This is a genomic window from Streptomyces sp. NPDC111507 (genome assembly GCF_055638955.1).
In genome coordinates this window covers 572,282-588,747 of sequence record NZ_JBVKBU010000006.1, presented here as the reverse complement: position 1 = coordinate 588,747, position 16,466 = coordinate 572,282, and the positions used below count along the sequence as shown (strand labels likewise).

The 16,466-nt window shown below is 66.3% G+C and carries 18 protein-coding genes and 2 pseudogenes; 10 read left to right on the top strand and 10 right to left on the bottom strand.

Annotation, left to right across the window (positions count from 1 at the left end; all coding sequences use genetic code 11):
- Positions 1–50 precede the first annotated feature (50 nt).
- Positions 51–878 (top strand): helix-turn-helix transcriptional regulator, encoded by an 828-nt coding sequence (locus tag ACZ7M2_RS26850; RefSeq protein WP_471597418.1) that lies wholly within the window; start codon positions 51–53, stop codon positions 876–878.
- A gap of 312 nt (positions 879–1,190) precedes the next feature.
- Here the strand turns inward: ACZ7M2_RS26850 and ACZ7M2_RS26845 are convergent, their stop codons facing one another.
- Complete coding sequence (locus ACZ7M2_RS26845) at positions 1,191–1,568, bottom strand: SMI1/KNR4 family protein (RefSeq protein ID WP_471597417.1); 378 nt, start codon at positions 1,566–1,568, stop codon at positions 1,191–1,193.
- A gap of 392 nt (positions 1,569–1,960) precedes the next feature.
- Here ACZ7M2_RS26845 and ACZ7M2_RS26840 point away from each other — a divergent pair, with 392 nt between their 5' ends.
- The 5 genes from ACZ7M2_RS26840 (at position 1,961) to ACZ7M2_RS26820 (ending at position 6,288) form a co-directional block, all read left to right on the top strand.
- Complete coding sequence (locus ACZ7M2_RS26840; RefSeq protein WP_471597416.1) at positions 1,961–2,554, top strand: DUF6461 domain-containing protein; 594 nt, start codon at positions 1,961–1,963, stop codon at positions 2,552–2,554.
- A 666-nt stretch (positions 2,555–3,220) separates the two neighbouring features.
- Positions 3,221–3,607, top strand: coding sequence for a hypothetical protein (locus tag ACZ7M2_RS26835; RefSeq protein ID WP_471597415.1), 387 nt, complete (start codon positions 3,221–3,223; stop codon positions 3,605–3,607).
- A 414-nt stretch (positions 3,608–4,021) separates the two neighbouring features.
- The gene (locus tag ACZ7M2_RS26830; protein WP_471597414.1) at positions 4,022–4,492 is read left to right on the top strand and encodes a hypothetical protein; all 471 of its coding nucleotides are present in this window, start codon (positions 4,022–4,024) and stop codon (positions 4,490–4,492) included.
- A 161-nt stretch (positions 4,493–4,653) separates the two neighbouring features.
- Positions 4,654–5,097 carry a hypothetical protein gene (locus ACZ7M2_RS26825; protein ID WP_471597413.1) on the top strand — a complete coding sequence of 148 codons (444 nt, stop codon included), beginning with the start codon at positions 4,654–4,656 and terminating at the stop codon, positions 5,095–5,097.
- A gap of 435 nt (positions 5,098–5,532) precedes the next feature.
- Complete coding sequence (locus ACZ7M2_RS26820) at positions 5,533–6,288, top strand: hypothetical protein (RefSeq protein WP_471597412.1); 756 nt, start codon at positions 5,533–5,535, stop codon at positions 6,286–6,288.
- A gap of 250 nt (positions 6,289–6,538) precedes the next feature.
- Here ACZ7M2_RS26820 and ACZ7M2_RS26815 read toward each other — a convergent pair whose 3' ends face one another.
- Positions 6,539–7,306 (bottom strand): transposase, encoded by a 768-nt coding sequence (locus ACZ7M2_RS26815; RefSeq protein ID WP_471597411.1) that lies wholly within the window; start codon positions 7,304–7,306, stop codon positions 6,539–6,541.
- Positions 7,307–7,351: 45 nt separating this feature from the next.
- A complete protein-coding gene (locus ACZ7M2_RS26810) occupies positions 7,352–7,777 on the bottom strand; it encodes an SMI1/KNR4 family protein (RefSeq protein ID WP_471597410.1) in 426 nt (141 codons plus the stop codon).
- A 333-nt stretch (positions 7,778–8,110) separates the two neighbouring features.
- Here ACZ7M2_RS26810 and ACZ7M2_RS26805 point away from each other — a divergent pair, with 333 nt between their 5' ends.
- On the top strand, positions 8,111–8,830 hold the full coding sequence (locus ACZ7M2_RS26805) for a hypothetical protein (protein ID WP_471597409.1): 720 nt from the start codon (positions 8,111–8,113) through the stop codon (positions 8,828–8,830).
- Positions 8,831–9,003: 173 nt separating this feature from the next.
- On the opposite strand, the gene ACZ7M2_RS26800 is transcribed toward ACZ7M2_RS26805, so the two are convergent.
- The 3 genes from ACZ7M2_RS26800 to ACZ7M2_RS26790 form a co-directional block, all read right to left on the bottom strand.
- The gene (locus ACZ7M2_RS26800) at positions 9,004–9,726 is read right to left on the bottom strand and encodes a hypothetical protein (protein WP_471597408.1); all 723 of its coding nucleotides are present in this window, start codon (positions 9,724–9,726) and stop codon (positions 9,004–9,006) included.
- 232 nt (positions 9,727–9,958) lie between these two features.
- On the bottom strand, positions 9,959–10,459 hold the full coding sequence (locus tag ACZ7M2_RS26795) for a YfbM family protein (RefSeq protein WP_471597407.1): 501 nt from the start codon (positions 10,457–10,459) through the stop codon (positions 9,959–9,961).
- A 426-nt stretch (positions 10,460–10,885) separates the two neighbouring features.
- Positions 10,886–11,353 carry a DUF4240 domain-containing protein gene (locus ACZ7M2_RS26790; protein WP_471597406.1) on the bottom strand — a complete coding sequence of 156 codons (468 nt, stop codon included), beginning with the start codon at positions 11,351–11,353 and terminating at the stop codon, positions 10,886–10,888.
- A gap of 271 nt (positions 11,354–11,624) precedes the next feature.
- Between ACZ7M2_RS26790 and ACZ7M2_RS26785 the strand changes: the two genes are divergently transcribed.
- Positions 11,625–12,299 carry a hypothetical protein gene (locus tag ACZ7M2_RS26785; RefSeq protein WP_471597405.1) on the top strand — a complete coding sequence of 225 codons (675 nt, stop codon included), beginning with the start codon at positions 11,625–11,627 and terminating at the stop codon, positions 12,297–12,299.
- A 276-nt stretch (positions 12,300–12,575) separates the two neighbouring features.
- On the opposite strand, the gene ACZ7M2_RS26780 is transcribed toward ACZ7M2_RS26785, so the two are convergent.
- On the bottom strand, positions 12,576–13,106 hold the full coding sequence (locus tag ACZ7M2_RS26780; protein ID WP_471597404.1) for a hypothetical protein: 531 nt from the start codon (positions 13,104–13,106) through the stop codon (positions 12,576–12,578).
- Between the two features lie 17 nt (positions 13,107–13,123).
- Between ACZ7M2_RS26780 and ACZ7M2_RS26775 the strand changes: the two are divergent.
- Positions 13,124–13,844: pseudogene (locus ACZ7M2_RS26775) on the top strand (IS6 family transposase).
- A gap of 66 nt (positions 13,845–13,910) precedes the next feature.
- Positions 13,911–14,096, top strand: a complete 186-nt coding sequence (locus ACZ7M2_RS26770; RefSeq protein WP_471597403.1) for an integrase core domain-containing protein — start codon at positions 13,911–13,913, stop codon at positions 14,094–14,096.
- A gap of 6 nt (positions 14,097–14,102) precedes the next feature.
- Here the strand turns inward: ACZ7M2_RS26770 and ACZ7M2_RS26765 are convergent, their stop codons facing one another.
- The 3 genes and pseudogenes from ACZ7M2_RS26765 to ACZ7M2_RS26755 form a co-directional block, all read right to left on the bottom strand.
- Positions 14,103–14,696, bottom strand: a complete 594-nt coding sequence (locus ACZ7M2_RS26765) for a dihydrodipicolinate reductase C-terminal domain-containing protein (protein ID WP_471597479.1) — start codon at positions 14,694–14,696, stop codon at positions 14,103–14,105.
- Positions 14,697–14,807: 111 nt separating this feature from the next.
- A pseudogene (locus tag ACZ7M2_RS26760) lies at positions 14,808–15,416 on the bottom strand (YdeI/OmpD-associated family protein).
- Positions 15,417–15,798: 382 nt separating this feature from the next.
- The gene (locus tag ACZ7M2_RS26755; protein ID WP_471597402.1) at positions 15,799–16,089 is read right to left on the bottom strand and encodes a WhiB family transcriptional regulator; all 291 of its coding nucleotides are present in this window, start codon (positions 16,087–16,089) and stop codon (positions 15,799–15,801) included.
- Positions 16,090–16,466: the final 377 nt, after the last annotated feature.

The window sequence follows — 16,466 nt, the reverse complement described above, 5'->3', positions numbered from 1 at the left end:
GGTACCGGCGATACCACCCACGGCCGCCAGAGCTGGGGCAGCATGGAGGCATGATCCTTCGCGAGGAACTGGCGGCGTTCCTACGGGCTCGCCGGGCTCGTCTGAAACCTCGTGACGTCGGGCTGCCGGACGGTCTGCGCCGCCGCACGCCCGGTCTGCGCCGGCAGGAGGTCGCCCAACTCGCCGGAATGTCCATCGAGTACTACATCCGGCTGGAGCAGGGCCGTGGCCCGAACCCGTCCCGGCAGGTGCTCTCCGCGTTGGCCCGGGCACTGCTGCTCACACGCGACGAGCGCGACTACCTCTTCCGCGTCGCCGGCGAAAGCCCACCCCCCGCCGTCGGCCCGGTCCGCGAACTCACTCCCGCCGTGCGGTGCCTCCTCGACAGCATGCCGGAGGTGCCGGCCTACGTCGTCGACGCGAAGTACGACCTCCTCGCCTGGAACGCGCTCGCGACGCACTTCATCAGCAGCGTCGTGCGGGCGCCGAAGGACGACCGCAACCTTGTCCGCTGGATGTTCCGCGAGGCCCTCGACCACCATCGCTGGGACGACGAGTCGGCGATCACGTTCGCCCGCGCGACCGTCGCCGACCTGCGCGCCTCCTACGCCCTCCACCCCGGCGACCTCGGGCTCGAGGGGCTCGTCACCGAACTCCTCGGCACCTCACCACGATTCGCCGAGATGTGGGCGACCCATGACGTCGAGGTGCGGCGCCGGGTCATCAAGAAGATCGACTCCGCCACCTTCGGGCCACTGGAATACGAGTGCCAGGTACTCCACATCCCCGAGACCGGTCAACGCCTCATCGCCTACTGCGCCGAGCCGGGCTCCGCGACCCGGGAACTCTTCAGCCGTCTCGCTGCCACGGCCGTCTGAGCGGAAGCCCACGTGGCTGACTAGGTCGGCAACGCCCGCAGCCGCGCTTCGGCCGACGCCGCTTCGCAGTCTCGGCCTTGCCGGCGGACTGCGAGTTCCGCCAGTCGAGGGGCTGGCGAAGCAGGTCAGGACGGCCTCGTGTACGCGCCGACCCTCCAGCGCCGATAGCTCCGCACGGTCCTCCCGGCAGGCAAGCTCCGAAGCCGCCCCAGTCCCCGTCAATCTGCCAGACCTCGCCCGCTCGTGGGCCGTTCAGGATCAGCCGGACGTAGATGCCGCAACCCTGGTCAGCCACCATGAGTGTGCCCCGGGTCAGCGCATCGGCCGGCGTGTTAATGCGGCCAGGCAGGGGTTCAGTGAGGGGGAAAGGCGCGGCGAGTCGGCCCGGCAGCCGATCGTGTTCCCACTCGTCGTCCATGGCCCACTCCTCGCCGCCTGCCTGGGGGCGACCAACGGCATCACTCCGTGACCGGGACCGGCGGGGCCGTTTCCCACCTGCGCGACGAAGGACCGGTACTCCACCGGAAGATCGATGCCGTGGGCTTCCTCGAACGCACTGATCTCCGCCTCCAGCAGCGGCGGTGCCAACTCGTACCGGTGCGTGTCGGCCCCGAAGCGCTCCCGTCCCGGGTCCTGTGCCGCCATCTCCAGCATCCGAGCGCGTACGTCGTCCTCATCCCAGCTCACCATCCAGCGACCGTAACAAGGACGTCCACGCCCGATCCGCCGCGCCTGCGCGCTCCGTGGCTGCCAGCGCCCCAGCGTGTTCACCTCACACGACTAGATTCGCTGGCAAGGAAGCCGGAACCACTGGGTTCGCTGTCGATTGGATGACAGCGGACAGCTGATCGCCAAGGGGCGCTGTCCCGTCTCAACCGCTCTGGACCCGGTCTGAGTTGATCTGGTCCGATTCGAGGGCCGTCTCAGGTGAAGGGGCCTGGCCGGACAGCCAGCAGCGCTTTCGTTCAAGGGATCGGCAAGGTCGCGTCCGGTCGGTCAAGTTGTGGAAGGCCGCGGGCTGTTCGCTGTCAGAGCCCCAGGGGAGGATGCGAAAAGTCGATCATTCGAATGGGGTGGGCGCTGTGGCTGATGGCAATGGCATTGGATGGCTCCTGGAGCCGTACGTAGTTGACTGCGTGACGCTCGCGCGTGGTGTCGAGCCGGTTGATCTTGCCTCACGGTTGGGAGCCCGCTCGCGGCAGGAGCCACGGCTGTCATCCGCGGAAGAAGCGGTGGACCTGCTCACCGACCCGGGCATCGACGGTGTCGCCAGGGTGGGCCGGGCCGGCGACTGGGCCTTTGCCGTTGAGTACGGCGACGCTGCTGGTTATACGGAGGCCGGATTGCGTGCCGTCTCACGCGACGGGGCGGAGGCGATCAACTTCCTGATGACTCCGTGGAATCCGCCGTCGATGTTCGCCTACTACGAGGACGGGATTCACATCTGCTCCTTTGGTATTGGTGAAGAGACCCGGCGGTGGGGACGGGAGTCCGACCTGCTGGTTCCGGGCCTGGAGAAGGTCGGCGTCCTCCCCGGGTGGCAAGCGTGCGATGCCGACAGACAGCGCGGTCAGCGATTGAGCATGATGGCGATCGAAGAGCACTTCGGGCTGCGGCTGCGAAAGCGGGACATCGTCGCCGGCAGGCTCCCGCTGTTTCGAGTGCGGGAGCAGTAGGGGCGCACGCGGTCGGACCATTCATGCCGGGAGCCGCAGCCGGACTGCCGTCACTTCGAAACGACACCGACAGACCACATTGCTCGGGACGACGAGTAGCATCCGCACGCGCTGGACCAGATCATTTGAGATTTCGGACTGCTACCTGTCCCAGTCGAACTGGTCCCCGCAGGTCACAGCCCTGGCTTCGAGCCAGACCCTCTCAGACAGGACAGGCGCGGTAGAACTCTCCCCACTTCATCAAGTGCCCGCGCTAGCGCGGGCTGGCCCCAGGGGCCCGACCCCTCTGCGCCTTCGGCGCCGGGGTCAGCCCCTGGGGCCGCAGCAAGCAACGGCTCATGAGGAGAGACCTGGACGCGGAGCGCCCCGGTCAGAACCATGCCTCCAGCGGGGCGCTCAGGCTCCGAGATGGCGGGGGCGCCGTTCGCGAGTGCCGGCCGAGTGTGGCGTGCGCAAGGTGCTTCCATCCCGTCTGCCATCGACCCAGGCAGAGCCGAGCAGTCGCGGCCCAGGGCGTCAAGGTCGTTCGTCCAGCAGGGCGCTCCACCTTGACGCCCTGAACCACGCCCGCTCCACGGTGTGTGGGTCGACGGCAGACGGGATGGAAGCTGGGGTGAGTGGTGGGCTGGAGAAGCCATCTGGCCGGGCGTTGGTTCGGCTGTCGCCATGGAGAACCCCGCCTGCGATCATTCGGGCATGACTTACGATCTTGCCGTTTGGGAGGGAGTGCCCCCGCGCGACGACATCCAAGCGGGCTCCGTCTACGACGAGCTGTATGAGCGCTACCTGGAGTCGGACGACGTTGCCGTACCACCGTCTGCGCGTATCGAGAGGTACATAGAGGCGCTCATCGAGCGTTATCCCGAGGATGATCACGACGGCTACAAGAGTCCCTGGGCGTCCCCACCGTTGATCTCCGAGGCGTCCGGACCGATGGTGTACCTGCTGATGTCCTATAGCCAGGCCGAAGGAGTCTCGGAATTCGCTGCCCAACTGGCCCGGAGTCACGAATTGGTTTGTTTTGATCCACAGGGTGAGGACTTGCGGCCTTGACGTTCGCTGACGGAAGCGCGGCCGCGACCCCGGGTGAGCCGGCGCGGTACAGCAGCGAAGTACAGCAACCACCGCGCCCGTGACCGACCGCCACCAGTCCCAGGCCCCCGGCCCCGGCCCCGGCCCCGGTAGACCTCAGCAACCCCTGCGCTCAAAGTTCCCATCGAGGGGAGGCGCCGTGCCCCTCTCGTGCCCGATCGAGTGGGGAACAACGGGGAACGACGGGCACTCACGGACAGCGCACAGCACGACGGCCCCTGGCCGATCTACCTGGTCAGGAGCCGTCCATCTGCGGTGGGTCTGGGATTTGAACCCACGATGACTCGCGCCACGACGGTTTTCAAGCCTTCTCCCGGCGCTTGAGCTGTGCTTTGGTCTCTTCCTGCATGATCTCGCTACAGGCAGTACGGCTATGTGAGCCAGGACCAGGGGACGGACCGATTGACGGCAGCGCTTCGTGACTCGGAATCGGAATCGTGGTCTCGAAGAGCCACGGCCGGCCGACAGCTTGCGGCGTGGGCCGAGCGGGAAGAGGTCGGCCCAATCCTTGAGCGGCTCCTATTGGACGCCCACGACACCGCAGTTACGCAGGAAACGGCGCAGGCCTTGCTCGAACGGAGGGACCTGGTCGGTCTGCGCGCGGTGCTGGCGGCGCTGTCGCGGGCTGAGGAGTGGTGGACCGCCGACCAGCTCGACGGCGAAGTGTTCGGCTACCAGAGTTGGATGATCGCCGACGACCGGACGGACGAGTTCGTGGACCAGCTTGTGAGACTCGCCGCCGATCAGGACAAGGGAGTCCGGCTGCTGACACCAGCGGTTGACACCAACAAGCGCGAACAGCAGCGGTCGACGCCGGACCTCCGTGGACGATCGGCCGAGGCGTAGCACCGGTGGGCCGACGTCGACGGTCCCCGGTGATCGACCTGATAAGGACGCGCGCCAACCTCAAAGCCTGCGCGCGACCGTGCCGCCGAACCGGCGCATCACTTCCGGAAGAACTGATTGTTGGAGTCGACGCGGCCCGCAGTGAGCCCTAGCCTCACGCCATGAGTGACGCAGTCGAGGCAGAGGACGCCGTCAAGAACCGCTGCCTGCGAGCAGCCCGCATGCTTGCCCCATGCGTGAGCTACTTCGTCGAACGGGTCTCGTTCGGGGCCGTGGACGGCGGTGATTGCGTGGATGTCTTCCTCAGGGAGGGTCCGCACAAGCCAGACGTCGTGATCTCGCTTACCTATCTGCACCACGTCGAGACAGGAGATCCGATCGCGGTCCAGGGCTCCTTCATCAACGAGATCTCGGTGGAGTACCTCCCGCGGCTGCCACACCCATGGCCTGACGATGCCATGGGTCTCATCGACCGCTCTGCCGATCTCCCCGAGTTGGTGCGGCTCCGGATCGCAGGGCCTTCGGAGGTCGATGTCATCGCATCCTGCCTCACCGTCTACACCGCGATGAGCGACGACGAAGCGAGCTTGCCGCTACCTGGATGAGCAAGGCCCAGGCGGTTGCTGTACCGCAGCGAAGTACAGCAACCCCAGCAACCGACCCCAACCATCAGCGCCCTGCCAAGGCCGTGGAGGGGCTGGTATGACCGTCAGCGACCGATCTCTGTAGAGCTACGGACCAGAAGGCTTCTGACATCCGCGGCTGACATCAACGCCACCAGACGGAGGCGTACACCAGCGCCTCCGTCCGGCCATCGCACCAGCCGATGACCGCAGCCGAAGCAAGGTCGGAGCGAACTTGGGGAGGGGCGGTCAGCGCACGCGCTGTACGGCGATCCCCGGCGACTGCGTGACGTGCCCAGTAGACCTCAGTGGCCACCGTGCCCGTGGTCCGAATCAAGGAGCTCACGTGCCCGCTGGCGCCCGTTCCGAGGAGACGTAACAGGGGGCTCCAGGGCACCTTCTGGCTAGGCTACGGGCATGATGGAGCATCCTGGCTTCGGTGCGATGCTGGCGTGGTTGCTGGACCACAGGGCACTTGGCGTGCAGGAGTTGGCCGACCGCGCAGGGGTGACGGGAGACGAGGTCAGCGCGGTGCTCGCAGGGGAGCGCCCAGGCGAGGAGCTGCTTCGACGGCTTGCGCCCGCGCTGGGTTTCCACGCCGTCGATCTTTTCATCCTCGCGGGGTTGGCGGTCCCGGACGATATTGCGCCGTTGGACGACATGGCCGCGAGCTTGGTGGCGAACACCGTGACGGAAGCGGTGCGCCTCCCCGCAGCGGGACGCCGTGAACTCCTGACGCTGATCCGCTCACTACCGCAGGAGGACCGGCGTTCCAGCTTCGCCCCGAAGCCGCTCATGCCCCTCACCGGCGGTCCGGGCTCTTGGGTGATCCGCATGCTCCAGTACCGCAACCTGAACTGGATGGGCATGGCGAAGACGCTTGCCTTCGTGACGCCCACATACCTGTCGGCGGCCACCTACGGGGTGATCGGCTCCGGTCGTAAGGAGCTGACCCCACGCCTGGTGACGGACTTCGCTGTCCTGCTGGGGATCGAAGCCCGCGAACTGGCCGCGCTGACGGGCGTCTACCTGCGTGGGGTGCCGCTCTCTCCGTCTTTGGAAGCCGTGGACGCCGCAGCGCTGCTGTGGGAGGCACGACGGCTGTCCGCCGTCCAGGCGCGACACGTCGCCGAGCTGACACGCGCTCTGCGGGACAATTCCCGCGCCGGGTAGCTCGTCAGCCTGCCCGGAACGGTCGGCGCACCCGCCGTCGTCGCTGACTGTCGTCGGCTGAGGCTCAGACCTCCAAGACTGAGCTTTTGCCCAGGGTTCTCCAGAGAGGACCGCCCGTGCCATTCGCGTGCCAGATCCTGCGGGGAATCACGGAAAACAGCGGGGACCGGCCACCAGCGTGGCTAAGGCTTGTCCCGCAATCGATCTTGCAGGCGTGCCAGGCGTACTGATTGCTGGGGCGGTGGCCCGGCTATCCAACTTGGAGCAGGTTGTGGAGGCGGGCGACGCCAAGCATGGCGTGGTGGACGCCTTCGCCCTTGAGTCGGCAGTCACGCAGGATCTTCCAGGTCTTCATCCGGGCGAAGACGTGCTCGACCCGAGCCCGGACTTGTTTGTGAGAGCGGTTGTGGTCCTGCTTCCACTCGCACAGTTCACCGCCGGCCGGGCGGCGGTGCGGGATTACGAGTCCGGTGCCCTGGTAGCCGCCGTCGGCGATCGTCGTGGTCCTTCCTACGGCTTGCTTGGCCCCGGATTCGGCCCACGCCTTGCAGTCGTTGCGGTTGCCGGGCACTGGTCGTCCGACCGCGACGACCAAGCGGGTGTCGGCATCGATGACGACCTGGTGGTTGGTCGAGTAGCGGTAGTTCTTGGACTGCTCGGCGATGGTGTGATCGCGGGTCGGCACGAGGGTGCCGTCGACGATGAGCACGGTGTCCCTCTGGAAGCGCTGCCGCTGTTTGAGGGCGAGCTGTGGCCCCGTGTGGTCGATGATGCGGTCGGCGCTGGACTTTGAGATGCCGAACAGGGGCGTCAGTTGCCGCAGCGTCAAGTTGGTTCGCCAGTAGGTCGCGACCAGGAGCACTCGGTCCTCCAGTGGCAGCGACCAGGGGCGCCCCGGACGAGTTCGTTCGGCTCCTTCCCGTCGCAGACTGGTGATCAGCTTGCGAAAGTCGCGCGGGCTCAGCCCGGTGAACGGGGCTATCCAGGACGGTTCCGACGCCGTGATCACACCAGCCACGCCAAGATCATCTCATCGCGAGCGATTGGATCGTGAAGCGTGGCGCTACAGCTTGATCTGCCCTGTCAGCCACCATTCGAGGTACTTGGCCAGGCTCGGTGCCACCCAGGTGCGGCTGTCGTCCTCATGGTTCCAGACGAAGACATCGGGCCGGTCGATCCTGGAGAGGAGCGCGAACAGGTCTCCGTTTCCCGCGTCCGCGAAGAAGAGCAGCGGATCGAACGGCATGTAGAGGGTGGCGAGCTCAGCGTCCTCGCGAAGGCTCTGGTTCTCAGAGGCGATGCGCTCGGCAGACCAGATGAGTCCGTCTCCGTACTCGCCCTCGATGCCGTTGCTCTCGCGGAGGAGAGCAGCAAGGTCCTGAGACAGTGGATGGCCGAGGATCGTGGTGCAGCGGATCAGCGACGACTCCGATGCAGGGGACTGGAAGACGACCGTGCTGGGCAGGGCCGCAACGACTTCGGACCACACAGTTGATTCGACCTCCATGAGCCTGGCCTGGATCGAACCGGCCTACAGCCCGTCGGCGCCAGCCGGGGCCCGCCCCTCGACCAGCGTGACTGATCAACGAGCGAACCGTACGGCCCCGGCCGAGCCGGTCACTCACCGCCCCCGGCAATGCGGGACAGCCCTTAGGCTCCAACGCCGATCCACCGCAGGTCAGCGCAGCAACTGCCGCCAGAAGGCCCGAGCTTCCGAAGCTCAGAGCGGAGCGCGAAGACGACCAGGATCCAGAGTAGGGAGGCCGCTGGTCATTTCGGCTGCGCTCCCCGTGTCTGTACCGCGCTCGGGCAGAATGCGGGTGTGTCCCTCAATGCCGTCGACGCCGTGAACTGGTCCGCGATACCCAACCCGACGGCCCACCCATCCGATGATCCGGAGCGCGTAGCCCACGCGCTGCGGCGGCTGACGGTTTCCACCACCGCCAACGAGACAGGTGACGCGGCATCCCTCCTCGCCGGTGGCGGCTTCGTCTGTAGCCACGCCGGCATGGTGTTCCCGGCCGCCTACGCGGCCACCCCGATCCTGCTCGATCTTGTCGAGCACGGCCGACGAACGCGCATCAAAGACGCAGCTCTCGGCCTCCTCTTCGACGCACTGTGCTCCTTGCCGCCCGCCGGCCACAATCGGGTGAACACCCCCCACGGCACCAACGCCCCACTTTGCTGCGCCATAGCGCGGCGCATCCGCGGCCGTCACACTGTCCTTCGCGCCCACGGGCGTTTCGGCAGGCAACTCCTCACAGAAGCAGAGCTTCACTGGCAGCTGACCATCGAGGAGACGGAACTCCAACCCGACGGCACTCTCACGGCCATCGCCGTCCTCGAAGGCACGCCGCTCCCACCGCCGACTGAGGCCGAACTGCACGTGCCGCCCTTCGTCCAACCTGCTGCGACGGTAAGTATCGAAGCCCTGACGGTCGACTCGTCCGGCGCCGCGTGCATTCAACTCAAGCAAACACCGACCGAGATCATCCCGGGATCAACCCTGTACGCAGCCGAATGCGGCCTCCGCGAACACTGAACGCCGCGCCACCCACCCTCTGAACAGCCGCACCACAACCGCACCAGATCGAGCGGGGAACAGCGGCGACTCACGGTGAAAGCAACCGAGCCCCCAGAGCCACGCATCAGCCCTTCGCCCAGTTCAGTCCACCAACTGACCTCAGAGTGCCCCAGCTTCCCAAGCTCAGAGCTTCAGTTGGATGCCCGGTGCGGTTGTCGCTCCTCGGCGTTCAACGCGTTGCTGATCTCCCGCAGGCGCCCTTTGGACAGGGCGAAGGCGTTGCGGGGGTTTCGGTAGGAGTGCCCGCCGTCGTTGATCCGGACGCCGTCTGCCGACCTCCAGTGAGCAAGCTCCCATTGGCCCTGGTTCTCCAGGAGCATCCCCGCTACTTCGGCGGGCTCTTCGATCAAGGTGAGAGCGGCAAGCGCGGCAGTGAGGGGAACCGCCGCGTCGTCCGGGAGCCGCGCATCGCCGAGCGTCGGGAAGAGCAACAGGAGGCGAGCGTCGGTATCGCCGACGCCCTCTGGTGCAGGCTGGCGAGCAGCGGACAGCAGTTCCGTCCAGGCCGTGCCGGGCCCCATGAAGTGGCCGTCGTCCACTGCGAGGGTTTCCGCTGCGGGCCAAGCGGGGTGATGCATCAGGTAGTCCACCCCACGGTCTCCCTCGAAGTTGCGGTAGACGACGTAGATGGTGTGGCCGGAGCGCAGGGGCACGCTGAACACCGGCCATTCATGGTCGGCGGAGAGTGCGCGGTACAGCTCCATGGCCGCGTCCCAGCCGGCACCGAACGCGGCTCGTTGCGCGTCCTCACCGCGCAAGCAAGTACCGAGGTGTACCGGCCAGAACAAGGGGGCGTCCAGGTAGGCGCTCCCCGCGACCAGAGGGCCGCCTTCGTATCCCGGGATCTGCAGCACCTGAGGATCATGGCACGAGGCGCGGAGACTCCTACTTCTGTGCCTTCGACAGGATGCGCATACGGCACCGCACCATAAGCGCACCAGAACGAGCGGGGAACAGCGGGGAACCACGGTGAAAGCAGCCGAACCCGACGAGGCCGCTCCCCCACCGTTCGCCCAGGTCAGCACCCGAACCGGCCCCGAACGCCCGCAGCTTCCCAAGCTGAGGTCACATCGCTGTCTTGGCCCTTCAGTCCAGCCAGACGAGCACCGCGTCGTCCATCCCAGCAGCAGCCTCGAAGAACTGGGTGAGGCCGTCGTACCAGTGACGCCCCCACTCCATTGCGCCGGGCTCACTCCATCCCAGGGGGTACACCTCGGCACTGGTCAGTTCAGCGGGATCCATATCGTTGATGAGCTGCGTGTAGGTAGTGGCCCGCAGGGCTTCTGCCGCGAGCCGGACCCGCTCAGGCCGCAGGTACCTCGGAGGCCCGTACCCCCAGTCCTCGTCCTCGGCGAAAGGCTCCTCACCGTGGATCACGTTCACGGGGAATTCGGCGCGCGCCAGCAGGAAGCGGAGCAGGTCCCAAGTCTTGTATGTGCTGAAGTGACGCGCCTCGGCCGGCGCAGTCTCAGACTCCTCCTCGGCCTCCTGGACCTCCTCAACGAAGTCCGACGCATAGTCGGGATCTTGGATAGCTCGTTCAAGCTCAGCAGCCGTGACACGCAAGTACTCACCGATCATGCTCATGGCCGGAGACTAGGCGAGACGACTGACAACGACCCCGGCGCCCGTCTCGCTTTCCGTCTCATTCAGCACCGTTCACCGACGTTCAACCGGGACCCGGAGCCGCACCCGAACCAGCACTCAGCCGCCCATGAACCCAGGTGAACGCCCCGGACGACGCCCAAGACCCCACCAACACAGTTGGAAAGCGTGGTGGGACCTCAAGCGGTGCCGGCCGCTTGCCTCGCGGAGGATGAGGGGGGTGGGGATCCACGGCCTGCAACATAGTCCCGAGGTGGCTCCCGGGGACCTTTGTGCCCACCCCCCTTGACCGCGGACCTCGAAGGTTCTCTGACCGGTCTCACTCCACTAGGCAAACTAAGCAGTACTGACAACGACCCGGCAGCAGGAGGACCGACCCACGAGATCCCCATCAAGCGGTAGCCCACCTCAACTCCCCAGGTTCGGCCATCCGTCCCTGTTGGAGTAGCTCTCGAAGCAGTACCGGGTCGAGCGGTCCCACTCCTTCCCGGTAGCGAGTTCGTATGCCCGATCCGGCACATACAGCAACCACTCCCCGTCACACTCGGTGGAGGTGTACGGGGCGAACTTGTCGACGTCAAAGAAGACGCCTTCCCATACGGCTTGCCCTGCGGCGACAACAGCGCAACGGGCGTACAGGAACCCGTCGGCAGACTGCGGGAAAGGCTCGCCGTTCCGGCCCGTCATATCGGCAACGGGAAGCATCCCGAACTTCTCTTGGTCCAGACGGTAGAGAGCCTCGGCATGTCGTTCCGCGAAGCCAATGACGTCGGGGACGGAACGGCGGCTCAGCTCCTCGGCCAGGCGCCGACAACTCGCCTGCGTGGCATTGCCGTTCAGAGTGGCTATCAGCGCCCAGAAGGCGGCCCATGTCATTCTCACTGGCGCAGGATGCCAGAGTCGTCTGACATCCACGGCTGACATCAACGGGGCCGGACGGCGGCACACACCAGCACCCCCGCACGACCGTCGGACCAGCCGCCGACGGCCCCGGGGGCGGGCGTGGATCGAACTCCTAAAGCGGCTGTCGCAGGTTCGAATCCTGCCGGGGACACCAGCCAGGACACGCCGGACCGATCATGGTCCGGCGTCTCGGTGAGATACCTGAGCTCCGGACGCACCTCGCTCTCGTCATAAGGTCCGTCCCATGACGACGCGTGCTTGGTTCGAGATCGATGATCCGGACGACGACTTCGAGTTCGACGATGCTGAGAGAGCTTTCGTCTCCGCACTGAGCGGGCGGTGCACGGCTTGGACGCTGGCTGATGTTGTCGGGGAAGTCGGACGCCCGGACGACTCGGAAGCGCTCCTCACTCATGTCAGCCTGTCCGACCAAACAGAGCCCCGCCGACACTTGGTCAATCTGGGCGTGCACCTGGTCGATGACCACGTCCGAGGTGACCGTCTACACAATCAGCTGTATCTACTCCCAGATCGTCCCAGTCTCTGGGCACTTGATGCCACGGGCTCCACGGAACGGCTCGCCGAGCTTGCCGCCGAGTGGTTCCGTGCGGTCCTGGACAAGCCGATCGTGTTGTACGTCTGGCTCCACGACGGCTACGCCTACGCTGCCCGCTACGCGTTCGCCGACAGCGGCGAGACGATCTGCCAAAGCTACGCGGAGAGCATGGCCCCACACGACCAAGCCGCGGAACTGAAAGCCGCCGGCCACGTGCACGGCAAGGGCTGGATCCAGACCATCGGATTGCCGACACCCTCACTCTATCTGCACATCCGGGGCGACCTCCAAAGGGGCAGCACCGTACCCGGCGTTCCGGCAACGACCAAGCGTGGACCGCTTCCCGGGCTTTGGTACGAATGATCGCCTGCCTCCCGTTGGCCCACGCCCATGCCCTACGCCGCACCACAACCGCACCAGATCGAGCGGGGAACAGCGGGGAATCACGGTGCAAGCAGCCACGCCCGACGGAGCCGCTCCCTCACCGTTCGCCCAGGTCAGCGCCTCAACCGACCGCAGGGAGTCGCAGCTTCCCAAGCTGAGTGTCCGTTCACTCAGTTCAGCCACAGCATCACCGACGTCGTGCTCAGGAAACGTGCAGTCCCTGGACCGCCTGGCGCCAAACAGCGGCGCCCTCCGCTAGTCGGCGGTAACCCCCCAGTAGCCAATCTGTGCGGGCTGGCCGTCGCGGTAGAGCACCGTGCAGTTCCCCTGGGCACGGCCAGGAAAAGCCAGCTGCCCCGCGTCGAGGGCCTCTTCCCACTCGGCGTAAGTGGGTCGGCCGTGGGAAGCCCACGCACGCACCTCGTCATCGGTCAGCGGCCGCATGAACGGACCGTCATCCGTGTCAGAGGCATCGATCATGAACGGGAAGTCCAGAACGGTGGCCGTACCACCAGTGAAGACATACTCATGCCACTCCTCATCGCGCCACAGCTCCTCGATGGTCTGGCCTTCGAAGCCGTAATTGTCCCGCGCCAGTGTCTCTTCCTGCGCCCGCCGGAACGCAGCCACTAGATCAGGCTGATACGGACCCGTGTGACTCCATGCGTTACCGCCCATCCCCGCCCCTCCCTGTTTGATCAAAGCAAGCGTAGGAGATGGCATCGACAGGCTTCCCGCCGATGCTGTCACGTTGGCCGCCCGTGGGATGATCTTGGGGTTGGTCATGCTGGAGGAGGGTGTCCGTGCAGGACGCGTCGCCGTCGTACAAGGGGCGCCGGTACCCGGCCGAGATCATCTCCCACTGAGTCGGGCTGTACTTCCGCTTCCCGCTGTCGTTTCGCGAGGTCGAGGAGCTGATGCTCGAGCGCGGTGTGATCGTCTCGCACGAGACGGTCCGGCGCTGGTGTGGGAAGTTCGGGCAGCAGTATGCCAATGCGCTGCGCCGCCGACAGCCCCGGCCCGGGGACACATGGCACTTGGACGAGGTATTCATCAAAGTCAACAGGGACCGGAAGTACCTGTGGCGGGCCGTCGACCAGGGCGGGATGGTGCTGGACGTACTCGTTCAGTCCCGCCGGGACAAGGCCGCGGCCAGGCGTTTCTTCCGCAGGCTGATGAAAAAGACGCGTGCGGTGCCGCGGGGGGTCGTCACCGACAAGCTCCGCTCTTGTGGCGCGGCCCACCGCGAGGTGATGCCGTCCGTCGAGCACCGCTCCCACAAGAGTCTGAACAACCGGGCGGAGAACAGCCACCAGACAACAAGACAGCGCGAACACGCCATGAAGGGCTTCCCGCTCCGTGGACAGGGCGCAGCGGTTCCTGTCGGCCTTCAGCGGCATCTCACCCCACTTCCGACCCCTCCGCCACCTCATGACCGCACCCGACTACCGGGCCGAAATGACCCTCCGCTTCGCCATCTGGGAGAACATCACCAGCGCCGCCGGCCAGCCCGTCGCGCCCTGAGCACAGGACCAGAACCGGGGCCCACAACGCCCCGACACACCGTCCGACGCCCACGCACCCAACAACGTGACAACGCCCGCGCAGCGTATCCTCGCCAAGTACACCCAGCACTACAACTCCGGTCGGCCGCACCGAGCTCTACAGCTTCGCGCTCCTGCCGACGACCCCGACGCCATCCCCTTCCCCGCGCAGCACATCGAACGCCACGACCTCCTCGGCGGGCTCATCCACGAGTACCGCGACACCCGGTAACGAAGATCACGGCCTGGCGCGAGAACGTCCAGGCCAGGGCATGTACGAGACTTCTGGCACCCCACACGGGTCGGTGCTGGGGTCGTGGCGCATGACCAGCCGTTCGCCCTGGCCGCCGAAGACGATCTCGGTGGTGACCACGAAGCTCGGCAGGCGCACGGAGTGGATACGGCTGCCGGCGACATTCGCTCCACGCGCCTCCACGGGGCCATGCAGATCCTCAAGAGGCACCGCTGCCTCGGGTGTTCTGATGGCACCGAGCGTCTCGGCCACCTCTCGCGAAGTCCCACTGGGGACATCCGGCTTGGTGTCACTGGCGTAGTCGATGATCTCCCAGTGGTCGAGATGCTCGGCGGCCAGGGCTGCGGCGCGGCGCAGCACGGCGGCCATGACGGAGAAGTTCCCGGCGGCGATCACGCCGACCCGGTGTTCGCGGGCGAGCGCGTCGAGTCCGGCGTAGTCGTCGGCGGTCAGTCCGCTGGAGCCGACCGCCACGTGCTCCCCCGCCCGCACGGCCGTCCACACGTTGTCCCTGACGGCGGCGGCGCTGGTGTAGTCGATCAGCACAACCGGGGTCTTCGATCTTAAGCGGTGCGCCAGCTCAGGGTCTCTGACGTGGCGTCATTCTCAGTGACAGCACCGGGTGACTGCTGCCAGGGCCGTAGGCGCGCCGGGAGTTCAGGACTACGCGGCCGCGAGTGCTCTCTGCGACTACGGGTACAGCTTCTCGCCCTTCGCCAGCATTGCTACGTACTTGTCGATCCGTCGCGCCCGGGTCTCGGCCTTCTTGGCGTCCTGCATCCGGTACAGGATCGCGTAGCGGTTCTGCCGGTCCAGCGTCTCGAAGAACGCCGCCGCGGCCGGGTCGGCGGTCAGGGCTGCCGCGAGGTCGTCCGGCACAGTGGCGGTCTTCGCGCCGTCGTAGGCGGCCTCCCAGCGGCCGTCCGTCTTGGCGCGGTCGGCCTCGGCCTGCCCCCGCGAACGCATCCGGCCCTGCTCGATCAGGGCGGCCACCTTGTCCCGGTTGGCCTTGGACCACTTGCTGCTCGGCTTGCGCGGGGTGAACCGCTAGAGCCACCGCTGGTCGTCGAACTTGGCCTTCTGGCCGTCGATCCAGCCGTAGCAGAGTGCCACGTCGAGTGCCTGGGCGTGATCCAGCGCGACAATTCCGGGGCCCTTCTTGCGAAGCTTGAGCCAGATGCCGGACGAGACGGCGTTGTTCTCACCGAGCCATGCCTCGAATGCCTCGGCGGATTCAAATGCGACGGTCTCCAAGTCATGAGTCACCCCAGCAGCGAACCACACCCGGCCGCTTGTCATGACGCATTCGGGTGCGGCCCCGGATGGCCGCAGCGCCATATGCGCGTCCTGCCCGGTCCCCAGGAGAAGTCGGGACCGGGCCCGTGCACGACAACCACGTCAGGACGCTGCCGCATACGGGCCCTGGCGAAAGCCGGCTCAGGGTCCAAGGAGGCCCAGGCGGGGCTGCCTTCGAGCCAGAGAGCTCAGCTGCGACCGACAGGTGTCCACCTGAATCGTCCCCTGCCCAACCCGTTCGTCAGCGCGGGGCCCCTGCCGATCACGCTGGCGTACTTGCGCAAGAGGGACACCAGCGCAACGACCAGTACGTGAGACATTTCCAGGCTTCCGGACCCTTCAGTCCCTTGGACCCTTGTTCAGTGCGAGCCGGCCCTTCGCGTCCTCAGCCGAACCGGGACACCACGCTGTCCCGCGCTGCTTCCAGAACAGAGAGCCAAGAGGCGACGTCGGGCTTGCGCCGTAGCAGAACTCTGCGCTCCCGCTCGGTCATGCCACCCCACACCCCGAACTCGATACGTTCATCGAGCGCCTCAGCCAGACACTCAACGCGCACCGGACACCCCATACAGATCACCTTGGCCCGCTTCTGCCTCGGACTATCCGCGAACAGCTCCGCCGCATCGGAGCTGCCGCACGAGGAGTTCCCTCTCCAATCGGTCTTCGCACTCGTCATGCTTCCCTCTCCCCCAAGGCTAACCCAGTTGATTACGCTGGTGCTGGTTGCTATCTCGACTCATCCCGGCCGCACCCTCCCACTCCACCACTCCCCGACGCGGCATCGTCGTCCTGCGCCCGGCCTGCGAAACGCCTCTGCCCAGAACCACGGCCCTTTCTTGACCGTCTAGCCCGATATACGCGACGCGACCCGTTTCCTCTCACGCTCGTTGAAGGCTGCAATACACCAACTGACCGGTGACCCAGCGCGCGAATCGAAACGGGTCTGCGAGTACCGATAATTCATCTTCCCAGGTCACGGCCTCGATCACCGGTCGTTGGCGGACCTCACCGCTCGCCCCCAATGCGGTCACGTGCGCAGAGCACCGGCAGCAT